The 15,425-nt window shown below is 43.9% G+C and carries 16 protein-coding genes and 6 tRNA genes; 5 read left to right on the top strand and 17 right to left on the bottom strand.

The window, feature by feature from the left end:
* Positions 1–2: 2 nt before the first annotated feature.
* From IE070_RS12280 to IE070_RS12210, 15 genes are all read right to left on the bottom strand, one after another.
* Positions 3–1,709: an alkaline phosphatase D family protein gene (locus IE070_RS12280; protein ID WP_189483486.1), complete on the bottom strand. Its 1,707-nt coding sequence runs from the start codon at positions 1,707–1,709 to the stop codon at positions 3–5.
* A gap of 121 nt (positions 1,710–1,830) precedes the next feature.
* Positions 1,831–2,238, bottom strand: a complete 408-nt coding sequence (locus tag IE070_RS12275) for a DCC1-like thiol-disulfide oxidoreductase family protein (protein WP_189483485.1) — start codon at positions 2,236–2,238, stop codon at positions 1,831–1,833.
* 21 nt (positions 2,239–2,259) lie between these two features.
* A complete protein-coding gene (locus IE070_RS12270; protein WP_189483484.1) occupies positions 2,260–2,736 on the bottom strand; it encodes a hypothetical protein in 477 nt (158 codons plus the stop codon).
* Between the two features lie 318 nt (positions 2,737–3,054).
* Complete coding sequence (locus IE070_RS12265) at positions 3,055–3,378, bottom strand: hypothetical protein (protein WP_189483483.1); 324 nt, start codon at positions 3,376–3,378, stop codon at positions 3,055–3,057.
* Between the two features lie 102 nt (positions 3,379–3,480).
* Positions 3,481–4,179: a hypothetical protein gene (locus IE070_RS12260; protein ID WP_189483482.1), complete on the bottom strand. Its 699-nt coding sequence runs from the start codon at positions 4,177–4,179 to the stop codon at positions 3,481–3,483.
* A gap of 91 nt (positions 4,180–4,270) precedes the next feature.
* On the bottom strand, positions 4,271–4,903 hold the full coding sequence (locus tag IE070_RS12255; protein WP_189483481.1) for a hypothetical protein: 633 nt from the start codon (positions 4,901–4,903) through the stop codon (positions 4,271–4,273).
* Between the two features lie 364 nt (positions 4,904–5,267).
* A tRNA-Gly gene (locus IE070_RS12250) sits at positions 5,268–5,343 on the bottom strand.
* Positions 5,344–5,378: 35 nt separating this feature from the next.
* Positions 5,379–5,465 (bottom strand) — tRNA-Leu (locus tag IE070_RS12245).
* A 43-nt stretch (positions 5,466–5,508) separates the two neighbouring features.
* A tRNA-Cys gene (locus IE070_RS12240) sits at positions 5,509–5,582 on the bottom strand.
* Between the two features lie 22 nt (positions 5,583–5,604).
* Positions 5,605–5,680, bottom strand: a tRNA-Gly gene (locus IE070_RS12235).
* Between the two features lie 146 nt (positions 5,681–5,826).
* The gene (gene pgsA, locus IE070_RS12230) at positions 5,827–6,384 is read right to left on the bottom strand and encodes a CDP-diacylglycerol--glycerol-3-phosphate 3-phosphatidyltransferase (protein WP_189483480.1); all 558 of its coding nucleotides are present in this window, start codon (positions 6,382–6,384) and stop codon (positions 5,827–5,829) included.
* A 32-nt stretch (positions 6,385–6,416) separates the two neighbouring features.
* Entirely contained in the window at positions 6,417–8,234 is a 1,818-nt protein-coding gene (gene uvrC, locus IE070_RS12225; RefSeq protein ID WP_189483479.1) for an excinuclease ABC subunit UvrC, read from the bottom strand.
* A 55-nt stretch (positions 8,235–8,289) separates the two neighbouring features.
* Complete coding sequence (gene uvrY, locus IE070_RS12220) at positions 8,290–8,940, bottom strand: UvrY/SirA/GacA family response regulator transcription factor (RefSeq protein ID WP_189483478.1); 651 nt, start codon at positions 8,938–8,940, stop codon at positions 8,290–8,292.
* A gap of 628 nt (positions 8,941–9,568) precedes the next feature.
* A tRNA-Ser gene (locus IE070_RS12215) sits at positions 9,569–9,659 on the bottom strand.
* Positions 9,660–9,964: 305 nt separating this feature from the next.
* A tRNA-Ser gene (locus tag IE070_RS12210) sits at positions 9,965–10,055 on the bottom strand.
* Between the two features lie 171 nt (positions 10,056–10,226).
* On the opposite strand from IE070_RS12210, the gene IE070_RS12205 reads away from it, so the two are divergent.
* The 5 genes from IE070_RS12205 (at position 10,227) to IE070_RS12185 (ending at position 12,386) form a co-directional block, all read left to right on the top strand.
* On the top strand, positions 10,227–10,895 hold the full coding sequence (locus tag IE070_RS12205) for a Bax inhibitor-1/YccA family protein (RefSeq protein ID WP_189483477.1): 669 nt from the start codon (positions 10,227–10,229) through the stop codon (positions 10,893–10,895).
* A gap of 129 nt (positions 10,896–11,024) precedes the next feature.
* Positions 11,025–11,372 carry a DsrE/DsrF/TusD sulfur relay family protein gene (locus IE070_RS12200; protein WP_189483476.1) on the top strand — a complete coding sequence of 116 codons (348 nt, stop codon included), beginning with the start codon at positions 11,025–11,027 and terminating at the stop codon, positions 11,370–11,372.
* Complete coding sequence (gene tusC / locus IE070_RS12195; protein ID WP_189483475.1) at positions 11,372–11,728, top strand: sulfurtransferase complex subunit TusC; 357 nt, start codon at positions 11,372–11,374, stop codon at positions 11,726–11,728. The genes IE070_RS12200 and tusC overlap by 1 nt, the downstream gene beginning before the upstream one ends.
* Before the next feature lies 1 nt (position 11,729).
* The gene (locus IE070_RS12190) at positions 11,730–11,993 is read left to right on the top strand and encodes a DsrH/TusB family sulfur metabolism protein (protein WP_189483474.1); all 264 of its coding nucleotides are present in this window, start codon (positions 11,730–11,732) and stop codon (positions 11,991–11,993) included.
* Between the two features lie 36 nt (positions 11,994–12,029).
* Positions 12,030–12,386: a TusE/DsrC/DsvC family sulfur relay protein gene (locus IE070_RS12185; RefSeq protein WP_229797057.1), complete on the top strand. Its 357-nt coding sequence runs from the start codon at positions 12,030–12,032 to the stop codon at positions 12,384–12,386.
* Positions 12,387–12,481: 95 nt separating this feature from the next.
* Here IE070_RS12185 and serS read toward each other — a convergent pair whose 3' ends face one another.
* On the bottom strand, positions 12,482–13,771 hold the full coding sequence (gene serS / locus IE070_RS12180) for a serine--tRNA ligase (RefSeq protein ID WP_189483473.1): 1,290 nt from the start codon (positions 13,769–13,771) through the stop codon (positions 12,482–12,484).
* Positions 13,772–14,084: 313 nt separating this feature from the next.
* Positions 14,085–15,416, bottom strand: coding sequence for a replication-associated recombination protein A (locus tag IE070_RS12175; RefSeq protein ID WP_189483472.1), 1,332 nt, complete (start codon positions 15,414–15,416; stop codon positions 14,085–14,087).
* Positions 15,417–15,425 lie beyond the last annotated feature (9 nt).

Raw genomic sequence — 15,425 nt, 5'->3', positions numbered from 1 at the left:
CCTTAGGCAGAAAACTGCGCCTGATGTTGCCCAACTTGCTGATAATTTTCAGTTAAAATGGTATCAATAAATTGCCATTCGCACTGAATATTATCAGCACTTATCCGCAGCTGCATAAAACCACGCTGATGTAAATTACACCACTGTAAATCATCAATCAGCATGCTAAACACCGCGGCAACGGCTGGAGCTTGCTCTGGTGCTAATTTTAAATATTTTTCCATACCTGGCGAACTGACACTGGGCGTAGCAAACTCCACCCCCACAATACTGCCCTGCTGATCCGTTAACACACTGTGCCAAGCGTTATGCGTATCGCCTGCCAGTACAACTAAAGGTTTATTTAAAGCTTTCGCGGCAGCATAAAGCTGCTCGCGTTGCCTTGGATAGCCGTCCCACGCATCGAGATTATAGGGCATTTTCTGCGCCAAACGCGCCACATCTTGGGTGTCTGGGGTAACGCCTTGTTGCTGAGCTTGCATGATCCGCTGTTTGGCGTGTGCGAGTGCCGTTAATTTCGTCGGGATTGCCGTAAGATCACGTTCGCGCAATAACTCGGCCGGAACCAGCATTTTAGCCATTAATACTTGCTGACCCAATACCTGCCATTTGGCCTCAGACTGACGTAATTGGCTGGTTAACCAATCGAGTTGTGTTTTACCCAATAACTGGCGTTCTGCTAAAAGATCTGTCTGGAACTGCTGTGCGGCAAACTCGCCCGTTTTAGCATCAAAATAGTTTTTGTATTCTAACTGCTGATCGCGAGCAATAAGCCGCGTATCGAGTAAATGTAAGCTCATCAGCTCACCAAAATGGAAGCTTCGGTAAATTTGAATACTACTATCCCCCATCGGTGGCCGTATTGGTAACCACTCATAATAGGCTTGTACCGCAGCAGCACGCCGCGCAAAAAAATCACCTTCGGTTGCAATTTGGTGGTTTTCTGCGCCGCTATGCCAAGTATCATTGGTAATTTCATGATCATCCCATACCAGATACCAAGGCACTGCCGCATGCAACTGCTGCAAAGCACGATCACTACGGTATAACGCATAACGTTTACGATAATCGGTTAGGCTCAGTATTTCATGGGCATTATCTGCAGCAAGCGTACGACCAAGCTGCACAGCATTTTCGCTGGCATAACCGTCAGCGGCATATTCATATAGGTAATCGCCTAAGTGGATCACCGCATCAATATGCGATTGCTTTGCCGCTTCGCGGTAAACATTAAAATGCCCAGCGGGATAATTTGAACAAGAAAACACTGCCAAAGTTAAAGGTGCTAAGCCTGATGCCGCCAACGTGCGGGTTTGCCCAACAACAGTGGTATTATTGGCGGCAATAAAACGATAATAATAACGTTGACCAGCTTCAAGCTGTTGCACATCAATTTTTAGCGTAAAATCTTTGTCTGCCGAGGTACTAACGTATCCACTTCGTACCACATTATTAAATGCAGCATCGCGTGCGAGCTGCCATCCCACGGTAACAGTGCTAACATCATCACGCTGTGGTATTGCTCGCGTCCAAAGAATAACAGCATCTTGTGTGGCATCACCACTGGCAACACCGACGTCAAAAGTAACATGGCTTAATTGCGCTTGAGAAAATGACGCAGCGCAACCAGTAACCAAAGTAGAAACACTGGCAACCGCAAGCAACGAAGCAGAATATTTTATAAAATCTCGACGAGAAAAAGTTGACATGTTTTTACTCCAGCCAAATAAGCGAAGAGTAAAGATGTAGTGTTGCACTTTGATGAAATTACGAGTGTTTTTAAAATCTTACAGAAGACTCGTGACCATTAAAATACGCTTATTCTCTAAATTAGAATTGCGAATTGCCATCTAAATTTAAGTTATTAATTTTAGATTTACCCAACAGTTTTAACAGTAACGTGCGGAAGAATTTTAGGATGGGATAAAGCAAAAACGACATCGTTTTTGATTTAAAGATGTGATAATTGAGGCGATTGATAATACCAGAGCGACTGGAAAGTAAAGCTAACGCATGAATTGCGTCAGCACCATAATAAAATTGCTGTCCCATTTTTAATACCATGCCCTGATCAATATCCAATCCAAGAGCAGTGATATCTTGCATCACATCACTGCCCTCGCGTGCGTCGATCAGGTGTAAATCACCTACCGTTTTCCTAATAGTGATGAGTTGGCAATACGCCTGGCAGGCAGGACATTCTCCATCATACACTAACAAAATAGGTTCATTTAGCATCGAGAATGCTGGATCCCTTGATCACTTTTCAGGCACATACACTGCCAGAGCTTTAACATAAACTACATGGCGATTTTCTTTAATGCTAGAATTTGCTCCAGTTGAAATTTGATTAAGCGCTCTTACCTCAACAAGATCGTGATCTAAATTACTTAACACCACCGCATTAGCACCAAGTTTAGCCGCTTCTTCCTGTAATAAGGATACGACTTCATCTATTCTACGGGTATCATTCAGTACATATGATGGCATTGAATACGCTGAGAACTGCGCAATTTCCTTGTAAGCCACTGGCGAGGCAGCATAAATAGCAACCTGCTTAGCAGGTATAGGCGCTTTTGCTTCCCCAGTAACATGAGATCTGAGATCATGCTGTTGGGGTAATGCACAACCGGCAAGTGTGAGTACCGAGGTAATCAAAAACGTACCAGCCACTTTACGAGTCAGTATATTACGAACAAGTACTTTAGGATTTGGAATAGCAGATAAACTTAGCATGTTTAAGGTTCCTATTTTTCGATGTGCATTAGATGTGCATTAGATGTGCATTAACTGTACAACATAATCTAGTTGAACGATTAATAAAAAACAACATAAAAATGAATTTAATGTAAATATTTACAAAGTGATTTGTCATTTTCAAGGCTTGCCGAAAAAACATAACACGATATAAAGACCAAAAAACACGAGACTCACTCTTTCAAAAAAGCAAAGGCTAAGATCAATGCCGTTATGCAAACTGATAGAGCTTATTGTCGGGCAGGTAAGTCTCTGAAATTAAGGGCCTTCAACCGAGTTTAGGTATTTCTAAGCCACTTAACTTGGTTTAGTGTGTTTTATATTGACGTATAATGCTGCCAATAGCGGGATCACTACTGAAACACTCATCACCAGCAACGCTTGCAGCAAAGATAAAAAACTCAAACTAAATGCTGCACTAGCCATCAAAATCAGCAAGCCTGTAGTAAAAACACTACTGCCCATTATAAGTCCAACTAAATTTGCATCGCGGTAAGCCATATCATCCCAGCTTGAGAGCAAATTACGCTTCTGCTTAACCGCAACAAGATAACCTAATATCATTAGCGGTATACCGCAAAACACACCAACAATAGTCGCCACCATTAAAGAATCGTCCATAAAGTTATCTCCTTAATAGCAAAAACGTGCTAAAAACAGTTGCAGCGGAGGCAATAAAGTAATCGCCACGCTTTTTAGCCATACTATAATTTGTCATGTTCGTTACGGTAAATCACTACGCTTAAAATAACAACAATCCCCCTCTAAAAGCCTGAAAACATCGTCTTCTAGCTCAATGTAGAGCATCTGCGAAAGTTTTAGCTTTTCAGCAGTTGTAGGAGTTGATTTGTCTTTAGGCAAGTGTATTTCCCTCATTGAATTTAACGAATTCACCTGTCTAGACTGTATGTGCTGTAAATCTTGGGCTTTAAGTAGATGCAGTTGAATATTAGAGTTAAGATCATAATCAACATCGGAGATGCCGATTTTCGCACTAACCATACAATCATCTAAATTATATAGCCAAGGCACAATAATATAATCGACTTGATTTGACTCAAGTAAATTCTGAACGAACTTGCGACCATCCGGAGTAAGGGTAAGTGAATGATCCCATGCTTTACGTTCAAAATAGCTTGAGATCATATTTGCAGGCAACATACCCAGTGATACCGGGATATTGCCCGATTTAGTTATGCCGTTACTGACAAATTTTTCAAAACTGTCTGAAAAGTTTGGTTTAAGCTCTTCTTTTACAGCAATATTATTTAAAACTGTTCCACCCATATAAACATAACAAAATTGATTATTATGCGACTCGGGCGTTAACACACCAATCTTTTTTGAAACTAACGTCTCGTTTTGAGTACTCGCACATCCAGCTAATATGATGATTAAAAAAAATATAATTACACGTAACATCGAAACTCCTTGAAGGGCAATACAAAGCTTAAAGGAGCTGGAGCGTAACCTAAACCGATCCAGCCAGGTTAGTGGCAACAACAACGTATTGTTATGTGCCATTTTCTGCCTTATCAAAAATGACGTTTGTACAGATGGAGCAAGTATCCTCTTGAAACACAAACATGCTACCAAGTAACTTTTTGTGGTACCTGATGGAGGGATGCAAGACCAATTTTATTTTCGTCATCTTTTTTTCACAAGCAAATAGATTCAGGATGATTAACTCGTCGAACTCAAACATAACACTGTTTAGGGCGTTGAACTCTTGAAAGATTTGTCCGTCTTTACTGTCATTCCAACGCCGAAAAACTTTAAAATCAGCAGTCGAGTTAAGCTCAAGTGTGATTGCTATTGTGTCGTTCTCAGTGCCAATCCAAGTACCGAATAATTCGGAATAAACAAAATTTTTATATTCCGCTTCTAAAACATCAATGGCGCTTTGATATTGAACAGGTAGGAAGCCTGTCGCAACTGCCCCTCGAAAGCTATCCAGAATTTTGAAGTGATAATAATGATGATTATTGTATGAAACCAACGCTGCCATGAGAACTTGATAAAATTCTGGCTCGCGCGATTTAACGTCAGAAATTAGTTTCTCATACACTTCACTTCGCACGCATATCATTCCTTCTTTGGCTTTATCTTCATCGAACATCCGCATTATTGGGATGGTTTGGAACACCCAGGCCACCCAATCATGTAAACGCCATTCAATCTTTTGTAAATGAAATTACACTATCCAATAACACACGGTAAATCAATGCTTTTTGAGAGCGCAGTCATGTTGGCAATGTGGAAAACAGGGGGTAAAGCTCGCTATTCTAGAATTGACATAATCACTTCATTATTATGTGTTTTTATAAAGTGCTTATTATTTACAATATTTAAGGATTTTGGGGTGCAAGCTATTGTGGTGCAAAAAAAGGCAGTGTTAATGTTTTATGGCATTGAATGAAGCAGAGTTAGAGAAGACGTTTGGTGAGCATGCCAGTAATTGAGAGCGCAAAAAGTAAAAAAGCCGCTTTAATAAGCGGCTTTTTTGAATTTGGAGCGAGTTACGAGGTTCGAACTCGTGACCTCGACCTTGGCAAGGTCGCGCTCTACCAGCTGAGCTAAACTCGCATATTTAAATTTTAATACTGCTGGTCAGTATTAAATGGTGCCCGGGGCCGGACTTGAACCGGCACGGGGTTTCCCCCGAGGGATTTTAAATCCCTTGTGTCTACCGATTTCACCACCCGGGCAGACAACTTTTTTTAACCTAACGTCACTTACGTAACGGTGTTATGGAGGCGGGTCCCGGAGTCGAACCGAGGTGGACGGATTTGCAATCCGCTGCATGGCCACTCTGCCAACCCGCCACACTGTGTTCCAATGTCAAATTGGAGCGAGTTACGAGGTTCGAACTCGTGACCTCGACCTTGGCAAGGTCGCGCTCTACCAGCTGAGCTAAACTCGCGTTGCGTTGGCTTGTTGATAGCCATCTGCCTTAACACGTGACGCATTCTACTGTTTTAATTAAATCCGTCAATATTAAATTTTTAGTTTTATGACTGTTTGCTTAAAAAGTAACTGACTTGCTGACATAAGCATCAGTACAACCAATTACTGAGTGGCTAAGTCTACCCAGGCAGCACGTAAATACTCGTACATTGACCACAGCGTTAATACCGTTGCGATATACAATAGGGCCATGCCTAATGGTGTAAACCACGCTAATAAGGTTATTTGCGGCTGCCAAATTAAGCCAATAAGCGCCAACATTTGCGCAATGGTTTTGTATTTACCTAGGTTAGAAACGGCAACATTGGCGCGCTTACCTAACCCTGCCATCCACTCCCGTAATGCCGATATCACAATTTCACGGCTTATCATAATGATGGCCGGAATAATGACCCATAAGGTTTTGATATCTACGGCAACCAATACTAAGGCAGTGGCCACCATCACTTTATCCGCCACGGGATCTAAAAAGGCACCGAAGGGCGTAGATTGTTCCAACTTACGCGCTAAATAACCATCTAACGCATCGGTTACCGCGGCTAAACAAAATACTAGGGCTGACCAAAAGCGTGCGTTTTCCAAGCCAGAGTAAAAACAGTAGATAAATACCGGTATCAACATCAGGCGAAACACGGTTAACAGGTTTGGAATATTCCACATAAAAAGGTCTCACACACTCAATGGCTGCTATGCTACTTGTTCTGACAGGCTTGGTAAATCTTTTCTGCCTGTTGTTTTGAAATTCCCGGTACAGAGCTCAGTTCGATAATGGACGCTTTCATCACGCCTTGTAAACCACCAAGATACTGTAGCAAGGCTTGCCGACGCTTTTCTCCAATGCCCTCAATATTTTCTAATGGACTTTTAATCAACGCCTTGCCCCGCTTATTACGATGCCCGGTTATCGCAAACCGGTGCGCTTCATCACGGATCTGTTGGATCAAGTGCAGCGCGGGCGTGTCTTCTGCCAGGTTTAAACTGCGGCCACTGTCCCACAATATTAGCGTTTCTAAACCGGCTTTACGCCCTTCGCCCTTTGCCACGCCAATAAGCAGCGGCTTTTTAGCATGGGGCCATTGGCTAAATTGTTCCAGAGCAATATTTAATTGCCCTAAACCACCATCGATAAACACAATATCAGGTATTTTTTGCGTATCCGTTACTTTGCTATAACGCTTATCAAGGGCAAAACGCATTGCAGCATAATCATCGCCCCCCGTAATACCAGTAACATTATAACGACGATACTCCTGTTTAAAGGGGCCTTCACCATCAAAGACCACACAAGAGGCAATAGTGGCCTGGCCCATGGTATGGCTAATGTCAAAGCACTCCATGCGACCTATTGGTTCCTGTAATGCCAGTAACTGCTGTAATGATTGATAGCGTAAGCGCATTTTTTGCGCCAAAGATTGCCGGCTATCTAAAGCAATGTCGGCATTCTTTTGAGCTAACGATAAATACTGCGCTTTCTCGCCGCGTTTAGCATAAGTTAAACGTACTTTGTGCTCGGCAATCTTACTAATAGCTTCTGCCACAGCGTCATCGTCATTTAGACTTATAGGCAAAACAATTTCTTTGGGAATATGCTGATCACTGTGGCCACTCAGATAAAACTGTAACACAAAGGCGGATAACACTTCAGCGGCATCAGTATCAACCGGTACTTTGGGATAAAACGATTTACTGCCTAAAATTTTGCGATCCCGAATAAAGAGCACGTGTACTACCGCGGTTTGGCCTTGTAAACTAAACCCAATAGCATCGAGTTCTTCGTGATCACCGCTAACGTGTTGTTGTTCTTGTACGCGACGCAGCGCACTAATTTGATCCCGATAAACGGCCGCGGCTTCAAATTGCCAATTCTCGCTGGCATTGGCCATTTTCTTCACTAAATCATCCAGCACCTGCTGATTTTTACCGGATAAAAACAAAGCCGCTAACCTGACTTGCTCGGCATAATCGTCATCAGATATTTTGCCCACACAGGGCGCGCTGCATAATTTAAGCTGATATTGCAAACAAGGCCGTGTTCGCGCCCGATAAAACCCGTCTTCACATTGGCGAATCGGGAAGATTTTTTGTAAGGTTTTTAAGCTTTGCCATACAGCACCCGCATTGGGGTAAGGGCCAAAATACTGCCCTACTACCTTGCGGGGGCCACGATGCGAGCTGATCCGCGGATGTTTATGCCCACTTAATAGAATATAAGGATAGGACTTATCGTCACGCAGCAAGACGTTATATTTAGGCAGGTACTGTTTGATCAGATTATTTTCAAGGATCAGCGCTTCGGTTTCGCTGTGCGTAAGAATAAACTCAACACTGTTGATTTGGCTTACTAGCGCCTTAGTTTTAATGCTGTCAACTTGCGCACGAAAGTAACTGCTTAGGCGCTTTTTTAGATCTTTCGCTTTACCCACATAAATAACATTACCCGCACTATTAAACATGCGGTAAACCCCAGGTTGCTGGGGTACGGTCGCTAAAAACGCTTTCGCATCAAACATAGGAATTTTCAATTAGGCTGGTAAAAAGCATGCTCGGTGATTGTGCACGGCGTTATTACATGTCAATTTTTGCTATATCAATCATGCCATGCCGCAATGCCATGTGAGTTAACTCAACATCACCGCTAATAGACAACTTTTCAAACATGCGATAACGATATGAGTTTACTGTTTTTGCACTCACGTTCAATTGTTCAGCAATATCGGTAACCTTTTGGCCTTGGGTGATCATAAACATAATTTGCATTTCACGATCAGACAGTCCTTCAAACGGGTTGGGCTGTTGATTATTTACTTTTGCCAACGCCATTTTTTGCGCCACTTCATCCGAAATATGTCGAACGCCGTTGTACACTTTTTTAATGGCCATCACCATTTCTTTTGGCGGCGTGTTTTTTGAGATAAACCCCGCAGCCCCCAACTGCATGACTTTAGTGGGTACCGGCTCTTCACAAGAAATAGATAACCCCAGAATTTTGATATCTGGGCAGTAATGTAAGATACGCTTAGTGGCTGTCATGCCACCCATACCGGGCATATTCATGTCCATGAGCACGACATCAGGCTCATGCTGCCGACAAAAATTTACGGCTTCTTCACCAGAACAAGCTTCGCCTATCACCTTGATACCGCGCTCATCCATTAGTATGCGACTGATCCCAGTTCGTACAAGCTCGTGATCATCAACTAACAACACGTTAATCAACTTGGCTTCTCCGTTATACTGGTTTGCTTTAGATGAATAGAGATTCCCGTCTAAAGCTTAGAATTAGAGTAACAACTAGCATAAACCAGCTGCAGATTTTTTACTATCAACATACTTAGCAAAAGCTAAAAATACGTTTAGCAGTGTGCCAGAAACTTAGGCAAGTGCATACTGAAAAAAAACACTTTTTCGTTTCATTTTTAGGGATTTATAGATTGTATTTTAGCGCGCAGAATGTTAACCATTTTGCAATTTAATATCGTCTGGCCAAGACAGCAAAAAGGGAAAAGAACAAGGGCAAGAAGAAAGACAACAAGAAGGATAATTCATAAATATCGCGCACTATAAATCGCAGCAAAAGCTAATGGCAGCGACAAATACAAGCTGATCACCATAGCAATTTAAACAAATCAAAAACTAACGCCAATAACGCATGCTTAAATAAAATAACGCCGGTTTAAATAAGATGTGTGCCTCAAGATGTGAGAACTTGTATAGCTTGAATAGCTTAAATAGATTGAATAGGTTGGATAGGTTGGGCAGAAAGTTAAGATATGAAAATTAGGATAAAACCTGTCAGCTAGAGATAAGAAAAGGAGATTTAAAGGAAGTATAAAAAAGTGCAAAGTGGCGGAGGGAGAGAGATTCGAACTCTCGGTAGGCTACTAACCTACGCCGGTTTTCAAGACCGGTGCATTAAACCGCTCTGCCATCCCTCCGCGATGAACGGCATAGTAAAAACTTGCCTGCGGTTTGTAAAGTGCTAATTAGGTATTTTTAACCGTTTGCTGAGTTTTTCAGCAACAAGATGGTATTTTCGGCAATTATCCTGTTACTCTCTCGTGGTATTTGCCTTGGCGCATAGGAGCTAAAGACTAAGCTTGTTAACGCGCAGGTTTATGCAGGTTTATTTTATACAAGTTTAAATTGGGGGATAAAATAGACACTTCGAATGGGCGGATTAGGCTGAGCTATGCTGCGTTACAAAGCAAAAAACCACCCTAAGGTGGTTTTTAAGAATAAGTGGCGGAGGGAGAGAGATTCGAACTCTCGGTAGGCTACTAACCTACGCCGGTTTTCAAGACCGGTGCATTAAACCGCTCTGCCATCCCTCCAGCGCTGCGTATACTAATCACTTTGTTTCAGAAAATAAAGCTAAAAACAGAAATATTTTTCAACCGCGTGATTTTTGAGCCGTTATCGTGCGTAAAACAGTGGAGTAAGCTGAACTTTATCAGTATCATGCGGTCAAAGCAGTAGAAAACTTGGTCATTAAGGAGACATTTATGTCATACAGAGAAACCAGTAACATCAATACCCTCAGTCAGGGCGTTGAAATTAACAAAGTGTTGCGTAATACCTACTTTTTGTTGGGGTTAACCTTAGCATTTAGTGCACTTACCGCTATGTTGGCCGTCGCCATGAATATTTCGCCTCTAGCATCAATTCTGTGCATGGTTGGCGGATTTATCATGTTATTTGTGGTTAACAAAAAAGCCGATTCTGCTAGTGGTATCTTTTGGGTGTTTGGTTTTGCCGGCTTAATGGGCGCATCATTGGGCCCAATGTTAAGCTTCTACGCCGGTATTCCAGGCGGCCCAGCGTTAATTATGCAAGCACTGGCAGGTACCGCTGTTATTTTCTTCAGCCTTTCTGCCTATGTACTTACCACCCGTAAAGATTTCTCTTTTATGGGCGGGTTTTTAATGGTTGGTTTAATTGTAGTGTTAGTAGCGGCTTTGGCTAATATTTTCTTGGCCATCCCAGCATTAAGCTTAACCATTAGCTCGGTGATCATTTTATTAATGTCGGGATTAATCCTGTTTGATACAAGCCGTATCATCAACGGTGGTGAAACCAACTACATCCGTGCCACAGTGTCGTTATATCTAAACGTATTCAACATCTTTGTTCACCTGTTAAGTATTTTAGGCATTATGGGTAGCGATGATTAATTTGTTTTTAGCGTAAAGCGCAAATTTTGCGCCTTGCGGCTAAGCACGCTAAAATACCCCGCTCTGCGGGGTATTTTTTTATAAAATGCCTTTAATCTAGCCCGAAAATTTAATGCAGGTAATGATACCTTGACCCGCTTTAGTTTGTTACTTACCCAAAGTCCGCTAGCTAACCAAAGCTTTGCTAGTGCGCTACAATTTGCCAACGCAGCAGTTGCACAAGGTTACGCTATTGAGCAAATTTTTTTATATGAAGACGCTGTCCACGCTGCGGCCGCTATGGACTTGCCTACCGACGAACCTAACTTAGCCGCGGCATTGGCGCAATTTTGCCAACAACAGCAGATTGCGCTGTTGTACTGTGTAACCGCCGCCGAGAAACGCGGTGTTGTTGCTGATTCCACGGGTAACTATGTTGCTGCAGGGTTAGCAGAATTTGCGATGCGGCTTGAAAACACTAAATTGGTACAGTTTTAATGGCACAGATCGTAATTATTCAAACTCACTCCCCCTATAACCATGCTAAAGCACGTGAAAGCCTCGATATTATTCTGGCGTTGGCAGCCGTTGATCATCAACTCTGTGTTATTTTTACCGGCGATGCGGTGTACCAATTACCCTCTGTCAACACAGACCAACCCAGACCGTTAAAAGCGTTTCAAAAAAGCTTCGGGCTTTTTGCCTTGTATGAGATTGAGCACTGCCTCGTTTGTGCGAACGCGTTAAGCGCTCGAGGTTTGAGTGAACAGAACTTGCCAGAAGGTTTTATCGCCGTTAGCGAAATTGCGATTAAAGCTGCACTGGCTAACGCTCAACACATTATTCGGTGTTAACATGAAGCTAATTAACCTTATTACCCCCAGTGCAAACCTAGCAGAACTTAGCAGTATTGCGAGTGAACATGACTTGCTATTGCTAAGACAAGATGCGGTATATCTAGTACATAAGGCTGCGCTGCCGTTTCCAGGTAAGGTGCTCGCGCTCGAAAGCGATGTAACATGGCGCAATATTACGCTCCCTGCGTCTATTCGTGCCATTAGCGATGCAGAATGGGTGACGTTAAGCGCTAATGCCAGCCAAAATCTATTATGGTCGTAAACCTGCTTTTCAAATAGCAGCAAGAAAGAGAATTGCATGAACGAACAGAATAATATGATACCCACCCTTAATGTGGGCGATCGCACCCTCGTACTGGATAAAAACGGCTATTTAAATGATTTGGCCGATTGGGAGCCCGCCGTAGCTGAACGATTTGCAGAGCTAGAAAACATCCAGCTTAGCGACGCCCATTGGGAAGTGATCCGTTTTGTGCGAGCATTTTATCAAGAGTTTAATACCTCACCTGCAGTACGTATGTTGGTAAAAGCCATGGCCGCAAAATTTGGTCCAGAAAAAGGCAACAGTAAATACCTTTTTATGCTATTTCCAGAAGGGCCCGCTAAGCAAGCCACGCGCTTAGCAGGCTTACCTAAACCAGCGAAATGCCTTTAACGCGCCCCAGACAAGTAAAACCGGCAGAATAAAAAAACCGCCTAGCACGAGCACAAGGCGGTTATCTAAATCCACGAAACGGCTTACTAAACTGATTAGCGTAAGTGTGTCTTGCCACCCATGTAAGGCTGCAGCACCGCAGGAATAGCCACCGAGCCATCCGCTTGCTGATAGTTTTCTAAAATCGCCACTAACGTACGGCCTACCGCTAAACCTGAACCATTTAAGGTATGCAGCAATTCTGGCTTTTTACCTTCGGCTGGGCGGTAACGGGCTTGCATACGGCGCGCTTGGAAATCACCCATATTAGAACACGACGAAATTTCACGATAGGTGTTTTGTGCCGGTAACCACACTTCTAAATCGTAAGTTTTGCAGGCACCAAAGCCCATATCACCGGTACATAACAACATCACACGGTAGGGTAATCCGAGCAATTGTAAAATTTTCTCGGCGTGCCCAGTTAATTCTTCCAGCGCGTGCATCGATAACTCTGGATGCACCAACTGTACTAATTCCACTTTATCAAACTGATGCTGACGAATTAATCCGCGCGTATCCCGACCGTATGAACCGGCTTCGCTACGGAAACACGGCGTGTGCGCAGTGTACTTACGGGGTAATTCATTCACATCTAAAATGCTGTCACGCACTAAATTGGTCACGGGCACTTCTGCCGTTGGGATCAAGGCCATACCCTGACCTTCTTCCGTAGCCGGTTTAGTGTGAAACAGATCTGCACTAAATTTTGGTAACTGGCCGGTGCCGTATAAACTGTCATGGTTTACCAAATAAGGCACATACAGCTCCGTGTAGCCATGTTGCTCGGTGTGTACGTCTAACATAAACTGCGATAACGCCCGGTGCAATTTGGCCATTTGACCTTTCATTACCACAAAACGTGAGCCAGATAACTTAACGGCACTTTCAAAATCGAGGCCTTCGGCATAAGCCTCGCCTAACGCGACATGATCTTTAGCGTCAAAATCAAATTGCATAGGCACACCAACACGGCGAACTTCCACATTACCGGTTTCATCCGCCCCAACAGGCACTGACATATCGGGTAAATTGGGAATGGTAAGCGCAATACTATCTAGCTCGGCTAATACTGCGTCTAAGCGCTGTTTAGCTGCATCCAACTGCGCACCTAACCCCTCCACTTCAGCCAGTAAGGGGCTAATATCTTCGCCACGCGCCTTGGCTTGGCCAATGCTCTTAGACTTGGTATTCCGTAAATTCTGTAGTTCTTGCGTGTCCATTTGCAATACACGGCGTTGCTCTTCCAACGCTGTTAACGTTGCCACATCCAGCGTTAAGCCACGAGTTGCCAAACGCTCAGCAGTCTGTGCTAGCTCAGCACGTAAAAATTTTGGATCTAACATAGTATTGTCTTCTTATGACCAGCCTATCAGCGTCATTTTGGCAAAGGGGCAACGAGCGTTTGCTTTCCTGCGAGCCAAATGATTTTGCGTATAGCGCTGACGATTAAATGAATAGGGCAGAATATTACCCAGTGCTACGCGAAATTGAAATGCTTTTCCACGTTTTTATCCCTTTCATCCTAAAGGTTGCAGTAGAATTGACTGCGGCGTCTCTCATTTATCGGTTAATTTTTTAGTTGATTGTCGAGTTGATTGTCGAGTTGATTGTCGAGTTGATTGTCGAGTTCATGTTCGAATAAAGGTTCTAAGAGGTTTAAGGTTGGCGTTGCTTTTGACTGTGTGCATCTAACTCACGCAAATAACGCAGTTTTTCTGCAAGCTGTTTTTCCATACCGCGATCGGTTGGCTGATAAAATTGCTCATGCCACAACTCAGGCGGTAAATAGCGTTCTCCAGCAGCATAAGCACCTGGCTCGTTATGCGCATAACGGTATTCCGCACCATGGCCTAATTGCTTTTGCAGCGCCGTGGGCGCATTACGCAAATGCAAAGGTACTGGATAATCAGGCATATCTGCAATCTGCTGCTTTACCCGATTAAACGCAGCATAAACCGCGTTACTTTTCGGCGCCAGCGCCAAATACACTGCCGCTTGCGCAATCGCGCGCTCGCCCTCTGCCGGTCCTACCCGCGAAAAGGTATCCCAAGCATTTAGGGCTAATGTCAACGCCCGTGGATCGGCATTACCAATATCTTCGCTAGCAATGGCCAGCAAACGCCGCGCCACATAAAGCGGATCGCCACCGCCGGCGAGTATGCGCGCAAACCAATACAGCGCTGCATCAGGATCGGAGCCACGCACCGATTTATGAAAGGCTGAAATCAAGTCATAAAATAAATCACCCTCGCGATCAAAGCTGGCAAGTTGCTGTGGCACCACCTGCTTGACCTGTAACGCGGTAATGGTGCTACCCGGTGCGGCCAGCTCTGCCAATTGCTCAAGCACATTTAACAAGCGTCTGGCATCGCCAGCACTCACTTGCAACAGTAATCGTTGGGCATCTGCAGCAATACTCAGCGCTAAGCTGCCTAAGCCGCGAATAGGATCGGTTAACGCTTGCTTTAGTACCTCTGCTAAATCTGCCTCAGTTAATGGCTGCAACACACAAACACGCGCTCGCGATAGCACAGCGTTATTTAGGGCAAAAGCAGGATTTTCAGTGGTTGCGCCAATAAAAATAATGGTGCCATCTTCAATATGCGGTAAAAACGCATCTTGCTGCGCTTTATTAAAGCGATGAACCTCGTCCACAAAAAGCAAAGTACGTTGCTGGTATTGTTGTTGCCGCAACTTGGCCTCACTGATGGCGTCGCGGATCTCTTTTACCCCTGCGGTAACGGCCGATAACCGCTGGATCTGGGCTTTAGCATGCTGCGCAATCAATTCGGCGAGGGTCGTTTTCCCCGTCCCTGGTGGCCCCCATAAAATCAATGAAAAAACGCGTCCGTTTGTAATCGCGTTATAAAGAGGCGTGCCGACAGCAACCAAGTGTTGCTGTCCGACATAATCAGCTAAGGTTTGCGGACGCATCCGGGCGGCAAGCGGCCGGATGTCATCTGAAAAGTCGAGTGGAATGTTGCTCATCGGCAAGAA

This window comes from Alishewanella tabrizica (assembly GCF_014652375.1).
Taxonomy (GTDB): Bacteria; Pseudomonadota; Gammaproteobacteria; order Enterobacterales; family Alteromonadaceae; genus Alishewanella; species Alishewanella tabrizica.
The sequence above is the reverse complement of the archived record's forward strand: the minus strand, read 5'-3'. Positions and strand labels throughout refer to the sequence as shown.

Bases quoted from the DNA above. Each gene is read 5' to 3' on its own strand.
- uvrC (WP_189483479.1), bottom strand. From the start codon at position 8,234: ATGTTTGATGCGAAAGCGTTTTTAGCGACCGTACCCCAGCAACCTGGG.
- IE070_RS12185 (WP_229797057.1), top strand. From the start codon at position 12,030: ATGAACGAACAGAATAATATGATACCCACCCTTAATGTGGGCGATCGC.
- IE070_RS12275 (WP_189483485.1), bottom strand. From the start codon at position 2,238: ATGCTAAATGAACCTATTTTGTTAGTGTATGATGGAGAATGTCCTGCC.
- IE070_RS12175 (WP_189483472.1), bottom strand. From the start codon at position 15,416: ATGAGCAACATTCCACTCGACTTTTCAGATGACATCCGGCCGCTTGCC.
- IE070_RS12205 (WP_189483477.1), top strand. From the start codon at position 10,227: ATGTCATACAGAGAAACCAGTAACATCAATACCCTCAGTCAGGGCGTT.
- pgsA (WP_189483480.1), bottom strand. From the start codon at position 6,384: ATGTGGAATATTCCAAACCTGTTAACCGTGTTTCGCCTGATGTTGATA.
- tusC (WP_189483475.1), top strand. From the start codon at position 11,372: ATGGCACAGATCGTAATTATTCAAACTCACTCCCCCTATAACCATGCT.
- serS (WP_189483473.1), bottom strand. From the start codon at position 13,771: ATGTTAGATCCAAAATTTTTACGTGCTGAGCTAGCACAGACTGCTGAG.
- IE070_RS12270 (WP_189483484.1), bottom strand. From the start codon at position 2,736: ATGCTAAGTTTATCTGCTATTCCAAATCCTAAAGTACTTGTTCGTAAT.
- IE070_RS12265 (WP_189483483.1), bottom strand. From the start codon at position 3,378: ATGGACGATTCTTTAATGGTGGCGACTATTGTTGGTGTGTTTTGCGGT.
- IE070_RS12260 (WP_189483482.1), bottom strand. From the start codon at position 4,179: ATGTTACGTGTAATTATATTTTTTTTAATCATCATATTAGCTGGATGT.
- IE070_RS12190 (WP_189483474.1), top strand. From the start codon at position 11,730: ATGAAGCTAATTAACCTTATTACCCCCAGTGCAAACCTAGCAGAACTT.
- IE070_RS12280 (WP_189483486.1), bottom strand. From the start codon at position 1,709: ATGTCAACTTTTTCTCGTCGAGATTTTATAAAATATTCTGCTTCGTTG.